The following is a 14,029-nucleotide window of genomic DNA, read 5'->3' as shown; positions in this document are numbered from 1 at the left end:
GCTGCGCCGCGAGCTCGTCCTCGCCGGTCCCGGCGGCGTCGAGCGCCCGGCGCGGGTGGGGAGGCTCTGTCTCCTCGCTCGTCCCTGGGGCGTCGGGCTGCCGCTCCGCGCGCCGCGTGTCGGGGTGCAGCCGTCGGCGCTCGTGCGCGGGCTGCGCCGCGAGCTCGTCCTCGCCGGGCGTGGTGGGGCCGAGTTCACGGTTCGCGCGCGCCGTGTCGGGGTGGAGCGGCCGACGCGTCTGTGCGGGCTCGGTGTTGAGGCTGCTGCCGGGCGTGGGGGTGTCGAGTCGGCGGTCCGTTCGCGACTCGCCGGGGTGGAGCGGTCGGCGCGGGTGAGGGGGCTCTGCGCCGTTGGTCGCGCCGTCAGCGCGCGGTGCGGCGATGTAGGGGCGTTGGCGGGTGGCCGGGGGGACCGCGCCTCGCCCGCGGAGCGCGGTGGGCCCGCCGGCGTCGGGGGTGGGAGCGTCGAGGCGGTGGTCGGCGCGGAGGATGCCGGAGTGGAGGCGCCGGAGTGCGGGGGAGGGGTCGACGCCGAGCTCGTCCGCGAGCGTCGTGCGTACGCCGCGGTAGACGTCCAGCGCCTCGGCCTGGCGGCCGGAGCGGTAGAGGGCGAGCATCAGCAGCCCGTGCAGACCTTCGCGGAGCGGATGCTCGGCGGTGAGCGCGCGCAGCTCCGCGACCGCGTCGTGGTGGCGGCCGAGCCCGAGCTCGGCCTCGATCCGGCCCTCGACGGCCAGCAGCCGGTTCTCCTGCCAGCCGTGGAAGCGCGCGGTCAGCTCCGGCGTCGTCGCCGGGTCGGCGGGCGGATCGCCGCGCCACAGCGCGAGCGCGCCGGAGAGCAGGCGGTGTGCCGTGACGAGGTCGCCCTCGGCGAGCGCCTGGCGTCCGGCCGTGCTGTCGTCGAGGAACCGCTGGACGTCCAACTCACCGTCGTGGACCTCGATCCGGTACCCCGGTGCGACGGTCCGCACCCGCGCCCCGGCGTGCGGGCCGAGCTGGCGGCGCAGCCGCGAGACGTGGTTGCGTAGCCCGGCGGCGGCCGCGGTCGGCGGTTCCGCGCCCCAGACGGCGGCAGCCAGCCGCTCGCGCGCGACCACCTGGTTGGCGTGGAGCAGCAGCACCGTCAGGACGGTCGTGGGGATTCCCGCGGGCTGCGGAACGGGCTCCGCGCCGTCCTCACCGACCGCCACCGGCCCGAGCAGGGCGAAGCGCAGCATCCCGGTCACCTCCCCGCGGACCCTTGGAAACCGGCCCGTCTTGCGCCGATCTTACGGGTATCGCGCGGCCCCCCGGCAGGATGATCACACCAGCTCGGGCCGTTGCGCCGGTGGTGCGGCTTGCGAGGGGGAGTCGCAGCACTGCCGCAGCGGCCCGACCTGCCCGGGGGACCCCTGCGTTCGGGGGGAAGGACGAGGCCCCACGCTCGGCGGAGTGTGGGGCCTCGATCCATGTGCGCACTCGCGCCGTCAGTTCAGCGGCGGCAGCCGGTCCATGTAGTCCATCGCGTGCATGACCTGCTCGACCGTGAGCGTGTTGGCCGGTCCGACCGGGGCCCAGGCGTGGACGGTGCCCGACTGGGCGAAGGTCAGGTCGAGCTGGATCACGTCGTGCAGCTTGGGCGTGCGGCGCAGCCCGGACAGCTCCAGGTGCAGCGCGCCGGGCCGCAGCGTGACGGAGCCGGACGCGGGGACGGTGATCCACGGCTGGGCGCGGCCCGAGGCGTCGACCAACCGGACCGTCGTGGCCCACGGTGTGCTCACGTCGAGCAGCCGGTCCGGCGAGGCGCCGCTGTTGCGGATCGTCAGATAGGCCTCGACCGGTCCCGCGGCCCGTACCGGCGGGTCGAGGTACGACGAGAACAGCCCCAGGCGCGCGGGCGGCGCGGACGGCGTACTCGCCGCCGCGACATCGCCCCGGGATCCGTGGCCGACGAAGAGCAGCAGACAGGCGAGCAGCGCGACGAGCGGGCCCAGGACCAGCAGCGTCCGCCGGGCGCCCGGCAGGCCGCCGCGGCGTGCGGCGGCGGCCTCCAGCGCGGCGGCCTCGGCCTCCAGGGCCTCGAGCTCCGCCGCGCCGTCGGCGCGCTCCGGGTCGTCCGGCTGCGTCTGCTGCGACACGATGCGGCCTAGTAGCCCGAGGGCCAGGTCCAGTCCTTGTACGGGACCACCTGGCCGACGTCGATCTGGATCTTCTCCAGGTTCTTGAACTGGATCGCGCGCGGGTCGCCCGTGTACGGCTTGCCGTCCACGAAGACCGTCAGCTGCCCCTGGTGACCGGCGATGTTGCTGCTGGTCAGCGCCTGGCCCCAGAGGTCGAAGAGGTTGCCCAGGTTGTACTGCTGCTCGGTGGGCGACTCGACGTGGATGATGCCGCTCTCGTCGTGCGTGTGCAGGAAGTAGAACTTGCTGCCGCCGGCGACGAACGGGGTGCCGTCCTGCTGCTGCTGGAGCTGGAGCGGCGGGACGATCCCCATGCCGTAGGGGATGGTCGTCTGCTTGCCGTCCACGAACACCTGCAGGTGCGAGTGGATGTGGTAGACCGTCTGCTCCATCGAGTTGCTCTTGACGACGCCGTCCACGTCCTGGCCGTAGGCCTGGTGGGCGGTCGACGCGAGCAGGTTCGGGTTCTTGTCGATGGTGGGGTCGTTCTTGACGGCGCTGGCCGCGGCGCTGGCCGCGGCCTTCGTCTTGGTTTCGGTGGTGTTGTTGACGGCCCAGGTGGCCAGGACGCCGACGCCGGCGAGCAGGACGACACCGCCGACGATCATGGAGATGGTGATCGTCCGCTGGCGCCGGGCCTCGGCCGCGCGCTGAGCGGCGATCTTCTCCTGGGCTATGCGGCGGCGCTCGGCCTGTGACGGCTTGTTCTGGCTCATCGGTCCTCGGTGGCTGCTCGTTGACGAGGGCGCGTCGCGTCCCCGCGGCGTCACGTTAGTGCGCGGTCCGCTAAGCGTTTCGTAAGACTGACCTGGGTGGGGAGAGCAGCGTTCCGGGTTTGTCCGAGTTGGCGGCAAATCAGAGCGTCACAGCTTGATAACGGCCACGCGCGGGGCGCGAGTGGTGCGGTGGGCCGCCCGGCTCAGTGCGCCGCGCGGTGCGGACTGCCGTGCGGGTCGCGGCAGTGGGCCGCGTCCTCCGCCGGGCCGCCGGCGGTGCCCAACTGCAGGGTCTCCGGCGAGGCGTGGTCGACCTGGAGGGTCGTGTGGTCGATCGCGTAGCGCTCGCGCAGCTCGTGTTCGAGGGTGAGCCGGACCGCGTGGCAGTCCAGGTCGTCGCGGACCAGCACGTGCGCGGAGAGCGCCGGGTAGCCGGAGGTGATGGTCCAGATGTGCAGGTCGTGGATCTCCACCACGCCGGGCAGGGCGGCGAGCCGGCCGCCCACCGTGTCCGGGTCGAGGCCGGTCGGCGCCGCCTCCAGGAAGATCCGCCCGGACTCCCGGACCAGGCCGTAGCCGGCCCGCAGCATCAGCGCCGCGACGACCAGCGTCGCGATCGCGTCCGCCCGGTCGAAGCCGGTCAGCAGCACGACCAGACCGGCGACGGCGGTCGCGATGAACGCCCAGGCGTCGTTGAGGATGTGCTGGTAGGCGCCCTCGACGTTGAGGCTGGTGCGGTTGGCCCGCGAGATCAGCCAGGCCGCGATGACGTTGACGACGATGCCGACCAGCGCGGTCGCCAGCACCACCCCGCCCGCGACCTCGGGGGGCGAGATCAGGCGGCGGATCGCCTCGTAGAAGAAGACCACGGCGAGCGCGAGCAGGGTGATCCCGTTCGCCTGGGCGGAGAGGATCTCGGCGCGCTTGAAGCCGTAGGTGAGCGAGCCCTTGGCCGGCCGGGCGGCCAGCCGCATGGCGATCAGCGCCAGCACGATCGAGGCCGCGTCGGTGAGCATGTGGCCCGCGTCGGAGACCAGCGCCAGGGAGTGGGCCAGCAGACCGACGGTGACCTCGCCGACCATGAAGGCCGCGATCAGCGTCAGGGCGGCGACCAGGTAGCGCCGGTCCGCGTCCGCGGAGACGCCGTGGCTGTGTCCCGCATGCCCGCCGTGGCCGTGGTCGTCGTGCCCGCCGTGGTCGTGGTGAGCGTGGCCGTGTTCGTGGTCGTGGCTCACGGGTCGCTCCTCTGGCTCGGTGGATCAGGGCACGTGGAACGGCGCCCGAGAGGAACTATACCGGAAGGAATGAACAATCATTCATATCTGATGCCCGCCGGCCGAGAGCCGCAGCACCTGCTGGGACAGTTCCCCGTCCGACAGCAGCCCCACCAGCTGCTGCAACAGCTGACCTGCGGGCCCGTCCGGGCGTTCCAGGGCCAGATACCCGCCCAGCCGCGACCCCAGCTCCGGCTCGTGCTGCTGCGCGACCAGCAGCTGCAGCACGAACTCCTGCACCAGCTTCAGCTGCAGCTCGTCGCGGCGCAGCCGCTTGCCCTGCTCCTGGTCGGCCAGCCAGGCCAGTGCGGTGATCTCGGCGTTGCCGATCCAGGTGCGCACCGCCAGCCGCATCCGCGGGCTCGGGTCCGGCAGCGCCAGGTGGTCCAGCACACTCCGCTCCGCCGCGTGCCGGACCTGGTCCACGACCGCGCCCGTGCCCGGGCTCGCGGCCGGGGACGCGTTGCGCAGCAGCGCGGCGAAACCGGGGCCGTGGGTGTCGACGAAGTCGAGGTAACGGCCCATCACCCGGTGCAGCCGCTCGGACAGCGCCCCCTCCTGCGGCTCCTCGAAGAGCGCTGCCAACTGCTCGCCGGCCCGCCGGATGGCCTCCTCGTACAGGGCCTGCTTGCCGGGGAAGTAGTGGTACACCAGCGGGCGTGAGGCCCCGGCCGCCGCGGCGATGTCGTCGATCGACACCTCCTCGGGAGGATGCCGGGCGAACATCTCGAGCGCGACGGCGATCAGCTGCTCCCGCCGCTGCTCGACGCTGAGCCGACGTCGCGGCCGCGAAGCGGCGGCACCGGTGGTCCCCGTGGCAGCGGTCATGGTGCGAAGCCTAACGGCTCGATGGTTCGCCCTCCCCGTACAGATGTTCAGTCAGGTGTTCCGTCAGATGTTCAGCATGTCGCCAGTAGTTCCGCGGCCGCCGTGTCGACGGCGGCGGCGAGCCGAGGCGTGGCGAAACGCCCGCGCAGGCCCAGGTGCAGCCGGCCTCGGAAGGCACTGACCGCCACGCACAGCTCCTGGTGCCGGGCGAGCGGCGCCAGCGGGTGCACGGCCGTCAGCGGCATGCCGGCCAGCGCGAACGGCAGGTCCGGCAGCGGCACGTTGGTGACCAGCGAGTCGAACAGCAGCCCCGCGGAGGGACGCAGCAGCGGCGCGGCGAACGGGTGCGCGGCCGCCGGGACGAGGTCCGCCAGCAGCGCCACCGCGCCCGCGCCGCGTCGCGGCCCGGCCGCCTTGCGCGCGTCCATCGCGTCCCGGACCCGGTGCAGACGGGTCACCGGGTCGGGCTCGGAGACCGGCAGGTCCACGAGGAAGCCGGAGAGTCGGTTGCCGGCGGTCCGCGCGCCGGACCCGGAGCGGCGGCCGCGTTCGCTCACGGGCACCAGCACCCGCACGTCCGCGCGCTCGCCCGCGTCGCGCAGGGCACCCGCGAGCACGGCCAGCACCACGTCGTTCGCCGTCCCGCCGTGCTCCTTGCGGATCCGCCGGACGTCGTCCACCGCGACCGTCGGCAGCGCCAGCCCGAGCCCGGACGCGGCCGGTGCTGGCCGCCGTGCGGCGGCGCGCAGCAGGGAGGGCCGCAGCGGGGACGGGTGCAGCACGGCCCGCTCCACCCCGTCGACGGCGGCGACCAGCGCGCTGCCCGCGATCTCGGTCGCGCGCAGCGTCCGCCGGGCCTCCAGCGGCACGGAGCGCAGCAGGCGCAGCGGCCGCAGCGCGGCCGGTCCGGCGGCCGGTTCGGGGCTTGGGGGTGGCGTCCGGGTGGCGGCGTCAGCGGTCCGAGCGCCGTTCGCGTCGCGGGTCCGAGTACCGCTCCCGGCCTCGGCGAAGCCGTCGAGAAGGCCGAGGCCGAGTTCCATCGCCCTGAGCCCGTCGACCACGGCGTGGTGCACCTTCAGCAGCAGGAACAGCACCGGTTCCCGGTCCACGCCGCCGCTGGTCGGGCCGAGCAGGTGCATCTCCCACGGCGGCGCCTCGCGCGACACCGGCCGCGCCATCAGCTCGCCGACGATCCGGCACAGCCCCTCGTCGGACGGGTCCGCGGTCACCTCCTCGGGCAGCTGGTGACGGACGATGTGCGCGGCGGCGTCGAAGCCCGGCTGCTCCTCCCAGCGGGGACCCTCCAGCGGGTTCCACGAGGGCCGCACCCGGCGGCGCAGCCGCGGGATCCGCTGCGCCCGCTCGGCCAGCAGCGCGGCCACGGCGTAGGCGTCGACCGGTCCCGCGGGCCCGCTGCCGAAGACGGCGAGGGCACCGATGTGCATGGGCGCGTCAGGTGATTCCAGGCTCCAGAAGGCATGGTCCAACGGGCTGAGCCTGGTCGTCATGGGCGTCCCTTCCGCGGCGGACGTCGAGTCTGCCGGTCCGTTCGCAGTCTTCCCGTCGTGTGTTGCCGGAAGGTGTTCGTACCGAGAAGTTTCAGGTTTGTCCGATGGCCGCTCGGGAACGGGAAGGGCATGTCACGGGCGGATCCGCGGCCTGAGGTCATATCCTTCCGGGGGCGGGATCGACGCCACCCGACCGGGAGGAAGCGGAGAGTGCTGGGTCATGACCTCCGGTCCTGAGCTCGCCCCCGACGAGGCCGCGCCTGGCCCGCCGGACGTGACCGGTCCGCCCAAGCGCTTGCGGATGCGCCGCGTCGTGACCCTGGTCCTGTGCGCGATCGTCGTCTACGTCGTGCTGCTGCAGGTGCTGCGGCACAATGCCAACCCGGTGCCCGTGCTGGAGCGGGCGAACGCGGTGTGGCTGGTGCCGGCCGTGGGCGCGGCGGCGTTCGGTTCGATCGGGGCGATGTTCGCGCTGGTCGGTTTCGTGCCGGAGCGGGTGTCACTGAGGAGAGCACTGCTCGCGCAGCTCTCCGGCTTCTTCGTCAACCTCGCCACCCCCGGTGGGCTCGGCAGCGCCGCCGTGAACACCCGCTTCCTCGCCCGCTCCGGCATCGCCCAGACCCAGGCCCTGGCCAGCGTCGCGCTCGGCCAGATCGTCGGCTTCGTCCTGCACGTGCTGCTGCTCGTCCTCTTCGGCACCTGGATCGGCGCCAACTACGGCGCCTCGCTGCCGACCGGCGCCACCCTGCTCATCGTCGTCGGCTCGCTGGCCGCGTGTATCGGTGTCTGCGTCGGCGTGCCGCGGTTGCGCCGCTGGCTCGCCGCGCGGCTGCGTGAGGCGGGGCCGCGCTTCCGTGAGCTGCTGCGCCAGCCCGGCAAGCTGACGGTCGGCTTCGTCGGCCAGCTGTCGGTCACGTTGATGGCGGTGGTGAGCCTCTACTGCTGCTCCCGCGCCTTCGGGCAGTCGGCGAGCTTCCCCGAGATCGCCTTCGCGCAGCTGGTCGGCTCGGCGGTCGGCTCCGCGATCCCGATGCCGGGCGGCATCGGCTCCTCCGACGCGGCGCTCGCCTACTCGCTCCAGGTCACCACCGGCGTGGCCGTGGCCACCTGGGTGCCGGTGGTGCTGGTCTACCGCCTGTGCACGTTCTGGCTCCCGCTGATCCCGGGTTGGATCTCGTTCCTCTACCTGCAGCGGCGCGAGGCGCTCTGACGCGAGCGCGACGCACGTCGGCCCCGGGGCTCGGGGCCGACGTGCCGTGCGGCGCTCAGAGGTCCAGCACCAGCTTGCCGTCCTGGCTGCGGGAGACGCAGATCAGGATCGAGTCCGCGCGCTCCTCGACCGTCAGCAGGGCGTCGCGGTGTTCGGGCGTGCCGCCGAGGACGCGGACCTTGCAGGTGCCGCAGAAGCCCTGCTCGCAGCTGTAGGCCAGGTTCGGGAGCTGTTCGCGCACAGCGCTCAGCACGCTGCGGTCCGCCGGGACGGTCAGCCGCGCGCCGCTGCGGCGCAGCTCGACCTCGACCGTGTCGCCGTGGGCGGAGCCCTCGGCGGGGTGGAAGCGCTCCAGGCGGGCCTCGACGCCGGGGCGGAGCTCGGCGAGGGTGTCGACGACGGCCTCCATCAGCGGCTCGGGGCCGCAGACGTGGACGATCGCGCCGTGCGGGGCGGTTTCCAGGGCGACGGACAGGTCGGGCAGGCCCTCGACGTCCGTCTCGACCACCGTGACTCGGGATTCGGCGTCTGCGAGAGCACTGATCTCGTCGAGGAACGGCATGCTCGAACGAGAGCGCCCGACATAGAGCAGCTGCCAGTCACTTCCGCGAGCAGCGCTCTCGCGCACCATGGCCAGGATCGGGGTGATCCCGATGCCACCGGCGACGAAGAGGCGCGGACCCTTGCCCGGCGCGAGTGGGAAGCGGTTCCGCGGCCGGTGCGCCTCGACGGACGCGCCGCTGGTCAGCGTCTCGTGGACCTCCTTCGAGCCGCCGCGGGTCTCCTCGGTCAGCCGCACGCCGATGCGGTAGGAGCGGCGGTCGGCCGGGTCCCCGCACAGCGAGTACTGCCGTACCAGGCCCGAGGGCAGCAGCAGGTCCAGGTGCGCGCCCGGCTCCCACTCCGGCAGCGGAGCACCGCTCGCGGACGAGAGCACCAGTTCCGCCACGCCCTCGGCCGGCTCCCGCCGCTCGCTGACCACCAACTGCAGCGGACGCGTCGCCGCCTCCGCCTCCTCGGCCGCCGCCCGTGCCGCCGGCGAACCCGCCAGGTAGGCCAGCGCCCTGGCAGTGGAGCCCTCCTGGGTCGGGTGGTAGCGCTTGCGCATGAAGCGCGGCACAGCAGTGAAGATCTCCTTCGGCGAGGGCACCAGCTCCGCCTTGGCCGCCCGCACCCAGTCCTTGACCTTGGGCTCCAGCGCCTTGCGCTGGGCGGGCGTCAGCTCCGGGTCGTTGGCGATGAAGAACTTCACGCCGCGCACCCACAGCCAGAACATCGTCGGGAAGACCGTCGTCATCGCCCGCATCCGGCGGCCGTAGCGGCCGTCGACGTGCTGGAAGACGTCGAAGGCGACCGAGCGGTGCTCGACCTCCTCCGCGCCGTGCCAGCGCAGCAGGTCCACCATGACCGGGTCGGCACCGTAACGCTCGAAGCCGCGCGCCTCCAGCACCCACTTGCCGAGCACGGCGGTGAAGTGCTCGATCGCCGCGATCAGGGCCACCCGCTCCTTGAGCCACCAGGCGGTGGCCGCCGGCGGCGCGGTGTGGTCGCCGAGCAGGTGCTCGAAGAACCAGTCCATCTGGTCGGTGTAGGGCGAAGGGTTCAGGCCCTGCGCGATCATGTGGTCCAGCACCGTGGAGTGCGCCTGCGAGTGCACGGCCTCCTGGCCGATGAACCCGATCATGTCCTCGCGCAGTCTGGGGTCCCGCACCAGCGGCAGGGCCTGCTTGTAGACGTCCACGAACCAGCGCTCGCCGGCCGGCAGCAGCAGGTGCAGGACGTTGATCATGTGAGTGGAGAACGGGTCGTTCGGAACCCAGTGCAGCGGCGTCTGGGCCCAGTCGAAGCTGACGCGACGCGCCTGCAGCGGCGTGTGCTCGGTGCTGACCTCGAGTGCGGTCACGGTGGGGGCTCCTCGTGGATCATGGCGTTGCGAGAGAGAAGGGGAGGGCCTCAGCGAGGCGTCAGGTCGCGGCGGGCGACGAAGCGGAGCGTGCCGGGGGAGAGGCGGCTGAGCGCCCGTCCGATCCGGGCCTCCGCGGCCACCGGTACCACCGGCCGGTTCTCCTCGACCGCCCGCAGTACCGCCTCCGCGACACGCTCCGGCGGCAGGTTGCGCAGCCGGTAGAGTCGGTCGGCCTTGCCCCGCAGCTGCTCCTGCTCGTTCGCGCTGACGCCGACGTAGCGGGTGGCCTTGGCGATGGCGGTGTTGGCGAAGCCTGGGCAGACAGCGCTGACGCCGATGCCCTGGTCGGCCAGCTCGGCTCGTAGGCACTCGGTGAGCATCAGCACCGCCGCCTTGCTGGTGGCGTAGGCGGAGAGCGTCCGCGAGGGCAGGTAGGCCGCGGCCGAGGCGATGTTGACGATGTGTCCGCCCTCGCCGCGCTCCTTCATCATCGCGCCGAAGAGACGGCAGCCGTGCACGACGCCCATCAGATTGACGCCCAGCACCGCGTCCCAGTCGGAGGTCTGGGTGTCCAGGAACGCCCCGCCCAGGCCGATGCCCGCGTTGTTGACGATCACGTCCGGCACGCCGTGCTCCGCGTGCACGGCCTTGGCGAACTCCTCCATCGCGACCGGGTCGGAGACGTTCACCGCGTAGGAGCCGCTGCGCCCCGCGCCGAGCAACGAGGCCAACTGGGCGGTGCGCGCGGCCGAATCGGCATTGAGGTCCGCGGCCACGACGGAGGCGCCCGCCTCGGCGAAGGCCAGCGCGGTGGCCCGCCCGATGCCGCTGCCCGCGCCGGTCACCACGACCAGCTTCCCGGCGTGCTGCGCGGACGCGGCCGTGTCACCGGCGCTGGTTGCGCTGCCGGAGCGGCCCCTCTTGGCGCCGCCGGCCTTTTCGGACCCGCCGCCCTCGCGGCCGGAGCTCACCTGCGCCCGTTCCAGTCCGGGCGCCGCCGGGGCGCCCTCGATGTGGTCGACGAACTCGTCGATCCAGCCCGCCAGCACGCCCTCGTGCGTCAGCGGCGCCCAGTGCCCCGCGCGCAGCGGACGCCGCCAGAGCCGCCCCACGAACGGCTGCGGCGCCTGACCGGCCATCGCGGGGGTGACGTAGAGGTCCTTCTGCGGCAGCACGACCTGCACCGGGATGTCGGTGGGCCGCTGCCGCGGCCGGGTCAGCCGGGGGATCATGTTGGCCCGGTAGAGCGCCAGCCCGCGCACCGCGTCGGTGGGGAACGTCGGCGCGCCGCTGCCGCGCGGCACGCCCTCGATCGCGTGCAGCAGCGCCGGCCAGCCCTTGACCATCGCGGTGCGCCAGAGCAGCGGGGGCAGCAGCGGCAGGTGGAAGTAGCCGATGTACCAGGAGTGCACGCCCTGCCAGGCCAGCTGTCCGAGCGCCCGCGGGGTCGGCTGCCGCAGCTTGCTGCGGAACCACTGTCCGACGTGGTCCAGGCACGGGCCGGAAATCGAGGTGAACGAGGCGATCCGGTCCGCCAGCGCGGTACCGGTCACCGACTCCCACGACTGGATCGAGCCCCAGTCGTGCCCGACCAGGTGCACCGGCTTGTCCGGGCTGACCTCCTGCAGCACCGTGCCGAGGTCCGCCTCCAGCGTGGGGAGCGTGTAGGACCGGACCTTGCGCGGCGCGTCCGACTGCCCGGCCCCGCGCACGTCGTAGGCGACGACGTGGTGGCGTTCGGCGAGCTGCTCGGCGATGGGCCGCCACACCGCGTGGGTGTCGGGGTAGCCGTGCACGAGCACGACAGTGGTCGCGGCGGAGCGCTCGCCCCACTCGAAGACCGCGAGCCGCACCCCGTCGGGCGCGGTGACGTAGGTCTGCAGCTCCTTCACGCGACGGTCTCCTTCTCGCTGGTGGTGGGCGCCTGACCCGCCCAGGCGCGAACGTGCGGCAGGTCGTCGTCCAACCAGTACGCGTCGTCCTCGGTGACGACGAGCAGCTCCTCGAACTTCGCGCCGATCCGGCGCAGGCCCAGGTGCGGCTCGACGGCCCACAGGCCGGGGGTCGGCGCGTGGCCGGAGGACTTGCCGTCCGCCCACAGCGGCGAGCGGCCGACGATGCGCTCGGCGACCAGCTCCCGGCCGAGCGTCTGCAGGCTGCGGATCCCGAAACCGGCCACGACCGTGCGCGGCCCGCGCGCCTTCAGGCGGGTGACCTGGTGGGCGAGGACCCGGCCCGGGTAGACGCGGTGGCGGTTGTCGTAGCCGTGCTTGGCGATGAGCGCGTCCACGGAACGGTAGATCTCGTTGAGCGGCTTGCGCTCACGCACCTCGGCGAGGATCAGCGCGCGGTACTCCTGCAGGTCACCGAGGATCTGCTCCTGCACGGCGTTGCCGCCGAGGCTCCCGGCGTAACCGATGTCGGCGGTGTAGCCGTCGGCGACGGGCGCGCAGTCGAGGATGAACGGCATGCCCTCCTCAAGTCGCTTGTCGGTCGGGAAGAACTGCAGCGGCGTCCGGAACCTGTGGAAGGTGGTGCGGTCCCCGAACCACGCGAACGGCACGTGGAACCAGTCGTCCGCGCCGTTCTCCATCAGCCACTCGCGCATGCGCCGGGCGGCCTGCTTCTCGGTGACACCCGGCTCCAGCGTCGCAGCGACGGCCTCCGCGCAGCGGTAGGCGAGCTGCTGGACGGCGCGGAAACGGTCCAGGTCCTCCGGCGCCCAGGCCGGCTGCTTATTAGACATGGTGTCAACATACTGCTGAGTCAGGTTCGCGCAACAGGTGTCCGCGCCGAGTTTTCCGCTGCTCCTCGTCATGGCCGTCAGGACGAAAACCCGGTCGCCTGCCGACCGTCCGCTCGCTACGTTTCCCTGCATGAGCGACACCGCCCGCCGCCCCCTCGTCGCTGCGCTCACGGGCGCCGGAAGGTCCTGGAACTCCACGGCACCGCACGTCGCACCCAGTGCGTGCTCCCCCAGCCTTCGGCCGGGGGTGCTCCCATCCACGGGCGCGGCGAGCTCGCCGACGCCCTCGACCACGTCCGCGCGGGCGAGACCGACCCGCGCTGCACCGTCTGCGGCGGCGTGCTCAAGCCCGCCACGGTCTTCTTCGGCGAGCACCTCGACCCGGAGGTGCTCGGCCAGGCCCGCGCCATCGCCGCCGCCTGCGACCTCCTGCTCGCCGTCGGCACCACCCTCCAGGTCCACCCCGCCGCCGGCCTCGTCGACCTCGCCCTCGCGGCGGGCGCCCGCCTCATCGTCGTCAACGCCGACCCGACCCCCTACGACGACGCGGGCGGTGGAGGTCATCCGCGAACCGATCGGCACCAGCGTCCCCACCCTCCTCCGTCGCCTCGCATCGGACGCGGGGGCGCAATGGCCGGGGGAATGAGGGGGACGCCTACGAGAGGTGGCTGAGCGCCTCGCGGAGTGCCTCCGGGTGGCGGGTGGGGGCGACCCAGGTGAGGCTGGGTTCGCCGTGCATCCGGCGGGAGGAGCCGCCGTTCCTGCCGCGGTAGAAGCGGGCCGGGCGGACGTCCGGGAAGGTCACGTCGTGGGGCGTCAGCTCGATCACGAGTGCGGCGCGCATGAACGGGGCGGTGAGGACGCCCAGCTTGCAGGTCCGCATGGTGCGCGGCACGGACCAGCGGTTGGTGAGGGTCCGGAGTTCCGGTGAGGTGCGCAGCTCGCGCAGGCTGGCGGGGTCCGTCACCACGCGGGTGGAGATGACCGACTCGCGGGGGCAGCGGAAGACGGTCCAGCTCTGGTGGTTGACGGTGGGATGCCGCCCGGCGGCGGCCGACGAGCCGACCGCGCCGATCCGGATGCCCGACTCGTCCACCACGATGCCCGTGGGACGGTTCCGGTGGACCAGCGCGGCGCAGACCAGCCCCGGCGGGGTGAAGAGCAGGACGACGTTCATGGTGAACCACCCCGGGTTCACCAGCACCCCGAGCACGGCGAAAACGGCCTCCACCGTGAGCGGAAGCACGACGGTGACCATCACCAACCGCAAGTTCCAGGCACTTCGGTGTTCGCGGTACGGCAGCATGCGCACCCCCCGTTCGGCTCGCTGCTCTCGCTCGCGCAGCATTGTGCCTGAGAGCAGGGAAGCCCGCGGGCGATACGGTTGGATCATGGACGAGACACCCGCGAGCGCGGATCAGCGCACGCAGCCGGTCGAGACCGCGCGGGAGTTGGTCGCCGAGCGGTTCGCCGAGGCCAGGGCCGCGTTCGTCGCGGGGAGTGTGCTGACCGCGCAGCGGACGCCGACGTCGGACCTGGACGTGCTCGTGCTGGTCGGCGCGGAGCATCCGAGCTACCGGGAGAGCCTGCGGTACGCGGGGTGGCCGGTGGAGCTGTTCGTGCAGAGCGAGGAGGTCTGGCGCCGCTTCGCCGACGCGGAGGAGGCGCGGCGGCGGTCGCCGC

General features: G+C 73.0%; 11 protein-coding genes and 3 pseudogenes. 3 read left to right on the top strand and 11 right to left on the bottom strand.

What is annotated here, in order from left to right:
• From DN069_RS13305 to DN069_RS13285, 6 genes are all read right to left on the bottom strand, one after another.
• Positions 1 to 1,216 (bottom strand): AfsR/SARP family transcriptional regulator (locus tag DN069_RS13305; RefSeq protein ID WP_133259910.1); only part of this gene is annotated, 1,216 nt, incomplete at its 3' end.
• A 249-nt stretch (positions 1,217 to 1,465) separates the two neighbouring features.
• A complete protein-coding gene (locus DN069_RS40050; protein WP_165845489.1) occupies positions 1,466 to 2,116 on the bottom strand; it encodes a copper chaperone PCu(A)C in 651 nt (216 codons plus the stop codon).
• 8 nt (positions 2,117 to 2,124) lie between these two features.
• Positions 2,125 to 2,874 carry a hypothetical protein gene (locus DN069_RS40045; RefSeq protein ID WP_165845488.1) on the bottom strand — a complete coding sequence of 250 codons (750 nt, stop codon included), beginning with the start codon at positions 2,872 to 2,874 and terminating at the stop codon, positions 2,125 to 2,127.
• Positions 2,875 to 3,077: 203 nt separating this feature from the next.
• Positions 3,078 to 4,109 carry a cation diffusion facilitator family transporter gene (locus DN069_RS13295; protein ID WP_111501156.1) on the bottom strand — a complete coding sequence of 344 codons (1,032 nt, stop codon included), beginning with the start codon at positions 4,107 to 4,109 and terminating at the stop codon, positions 3,078 to 3,080.
• 81 nt (positions 4,110 to 4,190) lie between these two features.
• The gene (locus DN069_RS13290) at positions 4,191 to 4,976 is read right to left on the bottom strand and encodes a TetR/AcrR family transcriptional regulator (RefSeq protein ID WP_111501155.1); all 786 of its coding nucleotides are present in this window, start codon (positions 4,974 to 4,976) and stop codon (positions 4,191 to 4,193) included.
• Between the two features lie 71 nt (positions 4,977 to 5,047).
• Positions 5,048 to 6,484: a wax ester/triacylglycerol synthase domain-containing protein gene (locus tag DN069_RS13285; RefSeq protein ID WP_111501154.1), complete on the bottom strand. Its 1,437-nt coding sequence runs from the start codon at positions 6,482 to 6,484 to the stop codon at positions 5,048 to 5,050.
• Positions 6,485 to 6,704: 220 nt separating this feature from the next.
• Between DN069_RS13285 and DN069_RS13280 the strand changes: the two genes are divergently transcribed.
• Positions 6,705 to 7,694, top strand: coding sequence for a lysylphosphatidylglycerol synthase transmembrane domain-containing protein (locus tag DN069_RS13280; RefSeq protein ID WP_165845487.1), 990 nt, complete (start codon positions 6,705 to 6,707; stop codon positions 7,692 to 7,694).
• A 55-nt stretch (positions 7,695 to 7,749) separates the two neighbouring features.
• Here the strand turns inward: DN069_RS13280 and DN069_RS41510 are convergent, their stop codons facing one another.
• The 4 genes and pseudogenes from DN069_RS41510 to DN069_RS13265 form a co-directional block, all read right to left on the bottom strand.
• Positions 7,750 to 8,493, bottom strand: a complete 744-nt coding sequence (locus tag DN069_RS41510; RefSeq protein ID WP_279387895.1) for a PDR/VanB family oxidoreductase — start codon at positions 8,491 to 8,493, stop codon at positions 7,750 to 7,752.
• 198 nt (positions 8,494 to 8,691) lie between these two features.
• Positions 8,692 to 9,597, bottom strand: a pseudogene (locus DN069_RS41505) (metal-dependent hydrolase); the annotation flags it as partial.
• Between the two features lie 50 nt (positions 9,598 to 9,647).
• Positions 9,648 to 11,492, bottom strand: a complete 1,845-nt coding sequence (locus tag DN069_RS13270) for an SDR family oxidoreductase (RefSeq protein WP_111501152.1) — start codon at positions 11,490 to 11,492, stop codon at positions 9,648 to 9,650.
• Positions 11,489 to 12,346 carry a M24 family metallopeptidase gene (locus tag DN069_RS13265; RefSeq protein ID WP_111501158.1) on the bottom strand — a complete coding sequence of 286 codons (858 nt, stop codon included), beginning with the start codon at positions 12,344 to 12,346 and terminating at the stop codon, positions 11,489 to 11,491. Before DN069_RS13265 ends, DN069_RS13270 begins: the two co-directional genes overlap by 4 nt.
• A gap of 177 nt (positions 12,347 to 12,523) precedes the next feature.
• On the opposite strand from DN069_RS13265, the pseudogene DN069_RS13260 reads away from it, so the two are divergent.
• A pseudogene (locus DN069_RS13260) lies at positions 12,524 to 12,992 on the top strand (SIR2 family NAD-dependent protein deacylase); the annotation flags it as partial.
• A 9-nt stretch (positions 12,993 to 13,001) separates the two neighbouring features.
• Here the strand turns inward: DN069_RS13260 and DN069_RS13255 are convergent.
• The gene (locus DN069_RS13255) at positions 13,002 to 13,592 is read right to left on the bottom strand and encodes a hypothetical protein (RefSeq protein WP_133259909.1); all 591 of its coding nucleotides are present in this window, start codon (positions 13,590 to 13,592) and stop codon (positions 13,002 to 13,004) included.
• 145 nt (positions 13,593 to 13,737) lie between these two features.
• Between DN069_RS13255 and DN069_RS40040 the strand changes: the two are divergent.
• A pseudogene (locus DN069_RS40040) lies at positions 13,738 to 14,029 on the top strand (hypothetical protein); the annotation flags it as partial.

The organism is Streptacidiphilus pinicola (assembly GCF_003258295.1).
Taxonomy (GTDB): Bacteria; Actinomycetota; Actinomycetes; order Streptomycetales; family Streptomycetaceae; genus Streptacidiphilus; species Streptacidiphilus pinicola.
This window is presented reverse-complemented; position numbering and strand designations above follow the sequence as displayed.

What these genes read in the sequence shown, in the direction of transcription:
- DN069_RS13280 (WP_165845487.1), top strand. Translation starts at nt 6,705, where the DNA reads ATGACCTCCGGTCCTGAGCTCGCCCCCGACGAGGCCGCGCCTGGCCCG.
- DN069_RS13285 (WP_111501154.1), bottom strand. Translation starts at nt 6,484, where the DNA reads ATGACGACCAGGCTCAGCCCGTTGGACCATGCCTTCTGGAGCCTGGAA.
- DN069_RS13265 (WP_111501158.1), bottom strand. Translation starts at nt 12,346, where the DNA reads ATGTCTAATAAGCAGCCGGCCTGGGCGCCGGAGGACCTGGACCGTTTC.
- DN069_RS40045 (WP_165845488.1), bottom strand. Translation starts at nt 2,874, where the DNA reads ATGAGCCAGAACAAGCCGTCACAGGCCGAGCGCCGCCGCATAGCCCAG.
- DN069_RS13290 (WP_111501155.1), bottom strand. Translation starts at nt 4,976, where the DNA reads ATGACCGCTGCCACGGGGACCACCGGTGCCGCCGCTTCGCGGCCGCGA.